We start from the raw sequence: 9,574 nt of genomic DNA, 5'->3' as shown, positions 1-9,574 counted from the left end.
CGGAACGGTCACCCTTGCCACCGCCCGGGCAGGGCATGGCCGGGCCGCGCCGGACCGGTGCGGCACCGTGCGATTTTGAAAAAGGCGCGAAGGTCCGGCCGTTTGCAGGCGGGACCGCGCGATATCTGCCGTGGAATGTGGAATTTGGGGCGCCACTGGCGCGACGGGCGCGCCCCGTCCGCATGCTCGCGCGGATAGCTGGCTAAAGCCGGGATCGGCCCGGCGGCCATCGGCACCAGGGCGGGCGCAGCGCGGTTATCGCTGCGCTTTCATCGGCGCGATGAGGCGCCGGAACCCAGGGAAATCTGCCCTCTCCCCGCACACGGCCGAGCGACCAGCCGGATGAAAAAAATAAAACAACGTAAATATCAACGAACAATCAGCAGGGAGAGGGCAGCCGGCCGGAGCGCTTCGGGGCGCTCCGGCGGAAGGTTGGCCCCGCACGCCGGGCATAGACGCCGGCGGGCGGGACGAAGGAGGCCGTCTCAGCTTCCGGTCTTGAGCGAGCCGAGCTGGACGAAAGCGGGCTTGGCGGCGGGGGCCGCCGGGCGGTTCGGGTCGTGCTCCTTCAGCACCTTGAACACCCGCTCCGCCATGGGGTTGGAGGCGATGAAGTCGGCATAGGCCTGCCCCAGCATGGTCTGGGCGGCGGAATAGATCTCTTCCTCGCTCATGCCGTCGAATTCGGCAGAGACGAGGTACTGGCCCATGCGCCTGAGGATGTGGAGGCGCAGCACCTGCAACACTTCCGGCTGGTATTCCACCTGCAGCACCTCGAAGAATTCTTCGGCGCTGTGGAGAGACTTCAGCTTGTCGATGATGGACATGTCGCTCTTTCTCCTGTCGATCAGCTCAAGTCCGGTATGTCACGCCGCCTCGTCCGCGCTCGCCGGCCGGCCGCGCTGTCGCTCGCCCTGCAGGTGCGAGAGGCGCGCCTCGAGGAACTCGATCCGGTCGAGCAGGGAGACGATGGCCTCGCCCACCGGATCGGGCATGAGGTGGTGCTCGAGGTCGATGCGGCCGTCGCCGAGCTTGCGGCGGTCGGAGGTGGGCTTCACCACCCGGCCGGGAATGCCCACCACCGTCATGGCGGGGGGAACGTCCTCGATCACCACGGAATTGGCGCCCACGCGGCAGCCCGCCCCGACCGTGATCGGCCCGAGGATCTTCGCCCCGGCCCCGACGAGAACGCCGTTACGCAAGGTGGGATGGCGCTTGCCCGACGTCCAGGACGTCCCGCCGAGGGTCACGCCATGGTACAGGGTTACGTCGTCCCCGATCTCGGCGGTCTCGCCGATCACCACGCAGGCGCCGTGATCGATGAAGAAGCGCCGGCCGATGGTGGCGCCGGGGTGGATGTCCACATTGGTCAGAAAGCGGCCCAGCCAGGACAGGAAGCGGGCCGGGAACTTCACCCCCCGCCGCCACAGCCGGCTGGCGAGGCGGTGCCAGATGATGGCGTGGACGCCAGGATAGGTGAGCACGATCTCGAACGTGTGCCGCGCCGCCGGGTCCCGCGCCTTCACGCAGTTCACATCCTCGCGGATGAGCTGCCAGACCGAGAAGGATGCCGCCGGCGCATCCGACGCGACGGCTGCGGCGAGGGGCACTTCGCTACCATGCCACTTCGGACTTCCCATGATCATGGGTCAGGCTCCCATCACGGCTGCGTGGCGGCGCTTCAGCGCTTCTTCGGTGAAGCTGTCCTCGTAGAAGCGGCGGAGCACCTGGGGCGTCACCGTCTCCTTGGTGCGCACCGAGAAGTCGCGGACCCGGGCGAGGATGGCCCGGCCGCGCGCCTCGTCCACCGCCAGCCCCTCGTCGGCGAGCGCCTTGGAGATGGCGGCAAGGCCCGAATGCTTGCCCAGCACCACGCGGTGGGAGCGGCCGAGCAGTTCCGGGTTCAGCGCCTCGTAGGTGCCGCGATCCTTCAGCAGGCCGGAAACATGGATACCGCTCTCGTGGGTGAACACGTCCTCGCCCACGATGGCCTTGGTGCGCGGCATGGCGCGGCCGGCCGCGGCCATCACCTTCTCGGCCAGCGGGCGCAGGGCGCGCGGGTCGATGCCGCTTTCGGCGCGGGCGGTCTGGCGCAGGGCGATGGCCACTTCCTCCAGCGCCGCATTGCCGGCCCGCTCGCCAAGCCCGACCACGGTCACGCTGGCATGGCGGGCGCCGCCGGTGACGGCGGCGAGCGTGTTGGCGGTGGCAAGGCCGAGATCGTCGTGGGCGTGGAACTCGATCTCGAGGTCCGTCGCATTGGCGACGCGCCGCACCAGCGCATAGGTGGAGAAGGGATCGAGCACGCCCAGCGTGTCGGCGAGGCGCAGGCGGAAGGCCCCCGCCTCCCGCGCCGCCTCGGCCACGCGGCACAGGAAATCCGGATCGGCGCGGGAGGCGTCCTCGCAGCCGATGGCGACGGTGAAGCCGAGCTTGGTGGCGAGGGTCGCCACATGCTTGATCGCCGCAAGCGCCCACTCGCGATCCCGGTTCAGCTTGCCCTGAAGCTGGCGATCGGAGGTGGGAATGGAAAGATTGACGTAATTGACCCCGGCCGAGACCGCCGCGAACAGGTCCTCCTCGCTCATCCGGCACCAGGCCGCGACGCGCAGGGGCAGCTTGAGCGAGACGATAGAGCGAAGGGTCTCGATCTCCTCGTCGCCCATGGCCGGCGTGCCGGCCTCGATCTCGGGCACGCCCGCGGCGGCGAGCGCCTCGGCGATCTCGATCTTCTCCTTGCGGGTGAAGGCGACGCCGGGCGCCTGCTCCCCGTCGCGGAGCGTTGTGTCGTTCAGGAAGACCGTGCGGGTGGCCGCAGCCCCCTTCGCCGAACCGCCGACCTCCGCCGAGGCCCGGCCGGAGCGCCCAGATGTCACCGATGGAGACTTCGCGAGCATGGTGTCTTCCTCAAGTCCCGTGACCCTAAGTCCCTTGGCCCTGAACCGCGCCTGTGGTGAGCCGGAGCATCGAAACCGCCCACTTGAGCCAGCAGCGCCTGACAGGGATCACGCAAACCGCGTGCCATTGCCGCAAGCCATTCTGAAATCGATGAAAATCGTGGGCTGCGAAACTGTCGCAAAGCCGACAGCCGGCAAGCTTGTCCGAGGTTCGACAGGATCACGACAGACGAGACACGTGCGACACGCCGCCTTGTCGGTATCGAACATACGTATAACTACGTAGCCGCCCGTTCCCGTCCCGTCATTTCTTGCCGGAGCCGGACGAATTCACAGGTGAGGGCAGATCATCCGGCGCGAGAGCCGGCGGCAGGCGCCGCTCAGGCCGGGCCGATCACCACCTTCACGTCGGCGGGCTTCGCCCAATAGGGCGCGGACGTCACCAGCACATGGGCGCCAGCCGCGGCATAGGCGGCGGCGTTGGAGAGATTGACGCCGCCAGCCGCCGCGACCTTCGTGCCGGGCGAGCGTTGCGCGGTGATGGCGACCACCTGTCGGATGTCGTCCGGTGTCATCTTCTCGCACTGGAGCACGTCCGGCCGCGCGGGGAGAACGGCCTCAGCCTCCTCCGGCGTCTTCACCTCCACCACCACCTTCTTCTCCGGCGCCTGCCGGCGCAGCCGCGCGATGCCCTCGGCGGGATCGGCGAGGAAGGCGGCGTGTTCGGGGAAAAGCAGCAGCGTCTCGGAGAGGCCGAGCCGGTGCGGGAAGGCGCCGCCGGCGCGGATGGCGGCGATCATCTGCGCCTTGGCGCCGGGCAAAGTCTTGCGCGTGGTCACCACCGCCACCTCGGGCGACACCGCCCGCGCGGCGGCCACGATGTCGGCGGTGAGGGTGGCGATGCCGGAGAGATATTCCACCAGCGTCTGCGCCACCTTCCAGGCGCGGAAGATGGGGCCGGCCGCGCCTTCGGCGAGGAGGAAGGTGTCGCCCTTCGGCACCCGCGCCCCGCTCGCCGCCAGCAGGTCGGCCTTGGCGCCAGCCGTGAGGAACAGATCGCGCGCGAGTTCCACCCCGCACAGGGTGGTATCGCCGCGCACGGCCATGGAGAGGCGCGCGTCGCGCCCGGCGAGGCCGAGGCTCTCGGTCGTGAGGTCGCCATAGGGCGCGTCCTCGGCGAGGAGGGCGTCCACCATGGCCTGCGTCCACCAGCGGTAGGTCATGCGCCGTATCCTCGCTCAGTCCCGATACAGCAGGAGGCATAAAACATTTTCGAGCGAAGTGGATACCGGTTCGCGTGAAGAAAATGCCTGCCTCTCGCGCGGGTAGGCCGAAGGGGCCACCGGGCAAGGCGCAATGCGACAATCGGGCATCAGGCCGGGGTGGCGACCCTGGCCTCCTTGGTCGCGCGCCGCAGCAGCGTGAGGCATTCGATGGTGGAGGCGAGATCAAGCGCGGAGAAGCCGTCCAGCGTCTCCGGCCTTGGATCGGCCCCGCGGGCGAGCAGCCTCTCCACCACGCCGGCCTTGCCGGCGGAGGCCGCATACATCAGGGCCGTAGCGCCATTGTCGTTGGCGCTGTCGATGGCGATGCCCGCATCCACCAGCGCGTCGATGATGTCGAGATGATCGCCCACGCAGGCGATCCACAGCGCCGTGTTGCCGTCCGCATTGCGGATGTCGAGGGTGGCACCGGCGGCGATGAGGGCGGCGACGGTCTCGGGAAGCCCTTCGGCGCAGGCCTTCATCAGCGGCGTCATGCCGTTCTCGGCGGTGGCGTTCAGCCCATCCGGGGGAAAGCCACGGCTGGCGATCCAGGCCGAGAGCGCGGGGTCGAGCGCGGCGGCGGGCTTTTGCGCCTGCGCGTGGTTGAACCAGGCCTCATAGCCGCCGTCGACGCTCGTCACGTCGGAGAAGCCGAAATCCGACAAGGCCTGCGCGTACTCCTGGCTGGCATTGCCGTGATAGCAATAGATGACCACCGGCTGCGCCTTCGGCGTGGTGCCGATAATGTCGCCGAGATTGCCGAACGCCATGTTCCGCGCGCCCTCCACATGGCCGGCGGCGTAGGAATTGGCGTCACGCACATCGAGCAGCAGGGCCTTGCCCGTGCCGACGATGGCCACCGCCTCCGCGACGCCGATGCGGCGGAAGGGCGTGCGCTGTCTCATGATGGTCTCTCCCGTCCCGCTCAGAGCGCGATCCGATCAAGTTGAAACAACTTGATCGGTGAATCGCCCTCCAACTCTAAGAAAGAGAACGCGTTATCCGATCTGATTGCCTCGCAATCAGATCGGCGCGTGCTCAAGCGCCCCGGCCGAGATAGGCCGGCTCGGTGGTGATGCGGTCGTCGACGGCGGCGCGCCCGACGGTGAAGTGGTAGATGGACTGGAAGGCCCCGCCTTCGAGCCCCAGGAGCTGGTGCAGGTCATCATCGAAGAAGCAGCCGATGCCGGTGCCGCGAAAGCCCGCCGCCTCCGCTTCCAGATAGAGCGACTGGCCGACCATGCCCGCCTCCCAATGGAGCTGGCGGTAGCGCCACGCCTCAGCCGTCACCAGCGGCTCGAACTCCGCCAGCATGGCGAGGGCGAAGGAACTGTCGCTGGCGATGGCCTGATGGCAGCTCACGGTGCGGGCGATGCCCCGGCAGTCGGTTTCCACCAGCCGGTAGAGCGGCAGGTGCGCGGGCACGCCCTCCGGCTTTTCCCAGGTGAAGTCGGAGCGGAGCGCGGCCTTGAGATCCGCGATCACACCATCCCGGCGCGGCAGGGCATAAAGGCCGGGAGCCAGCCCCTCCACCCGGTGGACGAACAGGAGCGGATGGACGCGCGCCTCGAAGGGAGCGGCATCGAACGGCGCCAAGGCGCGCGGCATCAGCGCATCCATGAGGCCAAGGAAGACCTCGCGGGGCATGAGGCTGCCCTTGGCGGTGAAGCGCTGCGCGCTGCGCCGGCCGAGGATGACCGACGCCGCCCGCGCCTCGCCGGAGACATCACGCGCGGGGAGGGCCGGAGCCGTCAGCACCTCCCCCGCATCGACGCCGGCGCGATGGGTGGCAAGGCTCACCTGATCGATCACCGGCCAGCGATAGAGCGGATGCCGGTCGAGCACATTGGCCCGCCCCATCCAGCGCCCGCCAAACGGCACCGCCGGCAAGGCCGGCAGATCGCCGCCGACAGGAGCCAGCGCGATTAGGATGTCGGGATCCTCGCGCTCTGCCCCCGCAAAGTCCACCGCCCGGTCGAGGCCGATGCGGCGGGCGATGTCGGCGCTGGGGATGGTCTCCACCAGTCGCGCGGTCCAGCCGAGGCAGGAGGCGGCGTAGCGCACGGCGGCCAGCGCGTGGCCGAGGTCCAGCTGGCAATAGCGGAAGGCCCGCTCGCCATATTTCCACGCCTCGCGCCAATGGATGGACGACAGGGCGAGGAACAAAGACGGCACGCCGCCGGTCGGGCCGAACCTCTGCTCCATGGCGAAACCGGAGGCGCTCGCCACCGCCACCACGTCCGGCCCCGGAGGTGCGAAGCGATGCTCGAGCACATGGTCGCGGCTGACATAGTGGTGCACGCCATCGTCGAGACCGGCGATGCGCCCGGCGATCACATAGGCCTCGGTGGGGTGCAGATTGCCGCTGGAAGGATTGCAGCGCAGCGCCCAGCGATCGGGGCCGAGCTGCTTCCAGGCGGCGAGGCCGAAGGAAAGTTCCAGCAGCAAGGCGACGCCGGCAAGGTCCAAAGGTGCGGGCGCCACCGTTCCCGACACCATCTCGGCAAAGGAGACGTCGAGCCTTTCCGCCGCCAGCGGCAAAGCGGTGCGCGGCGCGCCCTCATACTCCCGGAACGGATTGGGCTGCATGTCCCAGTCCAGCGTCTCGGGGCCGGCGGCATAGGCCTTCAGGCTGTGCTTGGTGCGGGCGTGGTAGGCCAGCGCCGCCTCGAAGGGACGCGCGGGGGGCAGCAGCGCGTTCATGTTCAGGATGCCTTCCGTTCGCCGGGGTCCGGACAGGGATGGGCCTCGCCGGGATGGGAGCAGCCTTCCAGGGGCCTCGCCCCCGGCGCGGCCGGCCCCAGCAGGGAGGTGACGGGCTCGCGGTCGAAGCCGGCGCAGCGGGCGCCCTCCACCTCCACCAAGGGGCGGCGGATCAGCAACGGCTCCGCCAGCATCAGCGCGATGGCCGCCTCAGCCTCCACCGCCTCGGGCTTGACCTCGCCCGACTTCACCTTCGGCGCCGCCGGATTGAACCAGGTGGCGACCGGCGTCGCGCCGAAGAACTCCTTCAGCCGCTCGGCCGTCCACGCCTCGGTCAGGAGGCTGCGGACGTCCAGCGTGTGGCCGGCATTGGCAAGGGCGAGCTTCTGCCGGGCATTGGTGCCGCAGCCCGGCTTCTCCCAGAAGGTGACGTGGGCCACGGCCGGCCTACTTCATCACGGACAGCTGGACGAGTTGCGCGCCGCCGTCGCGGCCGAGCACCGTATCCACCTTCTTGCGCACGCTCTCCAGCGTCAGCGGCTTCACCACCGCGCCATGAGCGCCGGCCTTGAGCCCGCTCACCGCCACCGCCTCTTCCGACTTGTCGGTGACGATGAGGATGCGCACGCCGGGAAACTTCGCCTTCATCTCCGCGATCAGCGCATCGCCGCGGGCCTTCAGCAGCCCGACGCCGAGCAGGATCACATGCGGGACTAGCCAGCCCTGGCCCTTCTCATAGGCCTCCTCGGGGGTGGCGAGCTCGTGGGTCTCGATCTCGTCGTGCAGCATGAACTGGAGCGCCGCGCGGGTGATCTCGTCTTCGTCCACCACGAAGACACGCCGCTGGTCCACCGCCTTGGACGTCTCAACGCCGATCTGCATCTGTCGCCTCGCTCATTACTTGCGTTTATCGCGCGCCGATCCCCGTCGTCGGCACGGCCCGCCTGCTGCAGCGGACCGGGTTCGGGACCACGGCCATCCGCGCGCGAGCGGGTTGATTGACCGTCAAGCAAGTTCCGTTCCTCCCCGGCAACGACAGGTTTGGAGGGGATTGCTCCGGCCACGGCGCACGGGGCGCACGGGATGTGTCCAAATCCCGACACACAAGACCCACCTGTCGGGTTCGACACACCATCCGAAAGGCCAAGGAAAGCCCCCTCACACCCCGGGAATTTGATTGAGATCAAAGGCCTGCGGGGAATGGAGGCGACTGGCACGCTGGTTGCTCCTGCCATGGCGCAACAGCGAGTGAGGGCTGAGTGCACGCCTAGGCCGGCTGCCAGCGATGCGCTCCTTCCCGTAACCCGCGGGGCGTTTCCGATCGATATTGCTGACGAGAGAAACGGCCTCGCGCCAATTCGCGCGGTGGTCTTCCAAAGTAGGTTCGAAGGAGAGCAAGATGGCTTCGCTGCGACAGATCGCGTTTTACGGCAAGGGTGGCATCGGCAAGTCCACCACGTCCCAGAACACGCTTGCGGCCCTGACCGAGCTTGGTCAGCGCATCCTCATCGTGGGCTGCGACCCGAAGGCGGACTCGACCCGCCTGATCCTGCACGCCAAGGCGCAGGACACCATCCTTTCGCTGGCCGCGAACGCGGGTTCGGTGGAAGACCTCGAGCTCGAGGACGTGATGAAGGTCGGCTACAACGACATCCGCTGCGTGGAGTCGGGTGGCCCGGAGCCGGGCGTCGGCTGCGCCGGCCGTGGCGTGATCACCTCGATCAACTTCCTTGAGGAGAACGGCGCCTACGAGGACATCGACTACGTGTCCTACGACGTGCTGGGCGACGTGGTGTGCGGCGGCTTCGCGATGCCGATCCGCGAGAACAAGGCTCAGGAAATCTACATCGTCATGTCCGGCGAGATGATGGCCATGTATGCGGCCAACAACATCTCCAAGGGCATCCTGAAGTATGCGAACTCCGGCGGCGTGCGCCTGGGCGGCCTGGTGTGCAACGAGCGCCAGACCGACAAGGAGTACGAGCTGGCGGAGTCCCTGGCGAAGAAGCTCGGCACGCAGCTGATCTACTTCGTGCCGCGCGACAACATCGTGCAGCACGCCGAGCTGCGCCGCATGACGGTGATCGAGTATGCGCCGGATTCCGCGCAGGCTCAGCACTACCGCAACCTCGCCACCAAGGTGCATGGCAACTCGGGCAACGGCATCATCCCGACCCCGATCACCATGGACGAGCTGGAAGACCTGCTCATGGAGCACGGCATCATGAAGGCCGTGGACGAGAGCCAGATCGGCAAGACCGCCGCCGAACTCGCCGTCGGCTGAACGAGGATCGACGGGCCGGCCCCCGCCGGCCCGTCCACCCGACGTCCACCCCCGCGGCTTGCCGCGCACATTTGAACGGGGCAGGGCGTGACCTTTGCGAATACGCCTTTTCACACACCGTACGCTGAAGACTATTTTAGGTTCCGGTCCCTCGCCGCAAGGCGGGGGACCTTTTGCGAGAACCTCCCATCAGCGACGCCGAATACTTCAAAACCATCCCCCACGCGCCGCGGCCCTGTCACCCCCAATGGGCGCCGGCCGCATCGTCCCCTCCCCGACACATCGCCTGTGAGCCCCGACGTCGCGTTCGCGACGCGCCGCCGATGCGCGCAAATACGACACTCCGCGCACCACCACCCAGCGACGCCCACCTGTCACCTTCCCGACACGGACACGCGTTGTTCCATGTATTCGTGTGTCGTCGA

The 9,574-nt window shown here is 68.2% G+C and carries 9 protein-coding genes; 1 reads left to right on the top strand and 8 read right to left on the bottom strand.

The window, feature by feature from the left end:
* Positions 1–485: 485 nt before the first annotated feature.
* The 8 genes from nifW to D7006_RS01840 form a co-directional block, all read right to left on the bottom strand.
* Positions 486–827 (bottom strand): nitrogenase stabilizing/protective protein NifW, encoded by a 342-nt coding sequence (gene nifW, locus D7006_RS01875; protein WP_169124605.1) that lies wholly within the window; start codon positions 825–827, stop codon positions 486–488.
* Positions 828–866: 39 nt separating this feature from the next.
* Positions 867–1,646 carry a serine O-acetyltransferase gene (gene cysE / locus D7006_RS01870; RefSeq protein ID WP_169124604.1) on the bottom strand — a complete coding sequence of 260 codons (780 nt, stop codon included), beginning with the start codon at positions 1,644–1,646 and terminating at the stop codon, positions 867–869.
* 3 nt (positions 1,647–1,649) lie between these two features.
* Positions 1,650–2,897 (bottom strand): homocitrate synthase, encoded by a 1,248-nt coding sequence (gene nifV, locus D7006_RS01865; protein WP_237355323.1) that lies wholly within the window; start codon positions 2,895–2,897, stop codon positions 1,650–1,652.
* Positions 2,898–3,277: 380 nt separating this feature from the next.
* Positions 3,278–4,120, bottom strand: coding sequence for a ModD protein (modD, locus tag D7006_RS01860; RefSeq protein ID WP_237355322.1), 843 nt, complete (start codon positions 4,118–4,120; stop codon positions 3,278–3,280).
* A gap of 149 nt (positions 4,121–4,269) precedes the next feature.
* Positions 4,270–5,067: an ankyrin repeat domain-containing protein gene (locus D7006_RS01855; RefSeq protein WP_237355321.1), complete on the bottom strand. Its 798-nt coding sequence runs from the start codon at positions 5,065–5,067 to the stop codon at positions 4,270–4,272.
* Between the two features lie 133 nt (positions 5,068–5,200).
* Positions 5,201–6,865 (bottom strand): SagB/ThcOx family dehydrogenase, encoded by a 1,665-nt coding sequence (locus D7006_RS01850; RefSeq protein ID WP_237355320.1) that lies wholly within the window; start codon positions 6,863–6,865, stop codon positions 5,201–5,203.
* 2 nt (positions 6,866–6,867) lie between these two features.
* Entirely contained in the window at positions 6,868–7,305 is a 438-nt protein-coding gene (locus D7006_RS01845; RefSeq protein WP_237355319.1) for an ArsC/Spx/MgsR family protein, read from the bottom strand.
* A 7-nt stretch (positions 7,306–7,312) separates the two neighbouring features.
* Positions 7,313–7,747, bottom strand: coding sequence for a response regulator transcription factor (locus D7006_RS01840; RefSeq protein WP_237355318.1), 435 nt, complete (start codon positions 7,745–7,747; stop codon positions 7,313–7,315).
* Between the two features lie 517 nt (positions 7,748–8,264).
* Here D7006_RS01840 and nifH point away from each other — a divergent pair.
* A complete protein-coding gene (gene nifH, locus D7006_RS01835; protein WP_029555901.1) occupies positions 8,265–9,149 on the top strand; it encodes a nitrogenase iron protein in 885 nt (294 codons plus the stop codon).
* Positions 9,150–9,574 lie beyond the last annotated feature (425 nt).

This window comes from Xanthobacter sp. YC-JY1 (assembly GCF_021730305.1).
Taxonomy (GTDB): domain Bacteria; phylum Pseudomonadota; class Alphaproteobacteria; order Rhizobiales; family Xanthobacteraceae; genus Xanthobacter; species Xanthobacter flavus.
This window is presented reverse-complemented; position numbering and strand designations above follow the sequence as displayed.

Bases quoted from the DNA above. Each gene is read 5' to 3' on its own strand.
- nifW (WP_169124605.1), bottom strand. From the start codon at position 827: ATGTCCATCATCGACAAGCTGAAGTCTCTCCACAGCGCCGAAGAATTC.
- cysE (WP_169124604.1), bottom strand. From the start codon at position 1,646: ATGATCATGGGAAGTCCGAAGTGGCATGGTAGCGAAGTGCCCCTCGCC.
- nifV (WP_237355323.1), bottom strand. From the start codon at position 2,897: ATGCTCGCGAAGTCTCCATCGGTGACATCTGGGCGCTCCGGCCGGGCC.
- modD (WP_237355322.1), bottom strand. From the start codon at position 4,120: ATGACCTACCGCTGGTGGACGCAGGCCATGGTGGACGCCCTCCTCGCC.
- D7006_RS01855 (WP_237355321.1), bottom strand. From the start codon at position 5,067: ATGAGACAGCGCACGCCCTTCCGCCGCATCGGCGTCGCGGAGGCGGTG.
- D7006_RS01850 (WP_237355320.1), bottom strand. From the start codon at position 6,865: ATGAACGCGCTGCTGCCCCCCGCGCGTCCCTTCGAGGCGGCGCTGGCC.
- D7006_RS01840 (WP_237355318.1), bottom strand. From the start codon at position 7,747: ATGCAGATCGGCGTTGAGACGTCCAAGGCGGTGGACCAGCGGCGTGTC.
- nifH (WP_029555901.1), top strand. From the start codon at position 8,265: ATGGCTTCGCTGCGACAGATCGCGTTTTACGGCAAGGGTGGCATCGGC.